This is a genomic window from Hoskinsella mucinilytica (genome assembly GCF_045223415.1).
GTDB classification, from domain to species: Bacteria; Bacillota_I; Bacilli_A; order Erysipelotrichales; family Erysipelotrichaceae; genus Hoskinsella; species Hoskinsella mucinilytica.
Window position 1 is genome coordinate 1 of record NZ_JBEQZJ010000124.1, and the last position, 469, is coordinate 469.

Annotated in this window: 1 protein-coding gene; it reads left to right on the plus strand. The window is 39.4% G+C overall.

Annotated features, from left to right (window positions below; genetic code table 11):
* Positions 1-199 precede the first annotated feature (199 nt).
* A partial coding sequence (locus UGRO018_RS17810) for an aminotransferase class I/II-fold pyridoxal phosphate-dependent enzyme (RefSeq protein ID WP_463667579.1) occupies positions 200-469 on the plus strand: 270 nt, incomplete at its 3' end.

A 469-nucleotide genomic window follows, 5' to 3' on the forward strand; every position in this document is an offset into this window, starting at 1 on the left:
TATGCAGACAACACCAAATAAGTTGATTCATATCGGAAAGCCAATCGAGCTAGATGAGAATTACTTGTACCTAGAGCTTGAGAAATTATATGAAGCAGCATATGCAGAAACCAATCAAATGAGAGAACTGGTTCAACAATTGGTAACCACATACCATCCAGAACCGGTGAAAGGATAGAAAGGGGAGAAAAAAGAAAAGATGAAGAAAATGAACATTCCATTTTCACCACCAGATATTGGTGAAGATGAAATAAAGGAAGTTACAGAGGTACTAAGATCAGGGTGGATAACGACCGGACCAAAAACCAAGGAATTTGAAAGAGAAATAGCAAAATTTTGTCAAACAGAAAAAGCGGTGTGTCTGAATTCTCAAACAGCATGTGCAGAGCTCACACTAAGGATTTTAGGAATCGGTCCCGGGGATGAAGTGATCGTACCAGCATATACCTATACAGCAAGTGCAAGTGTC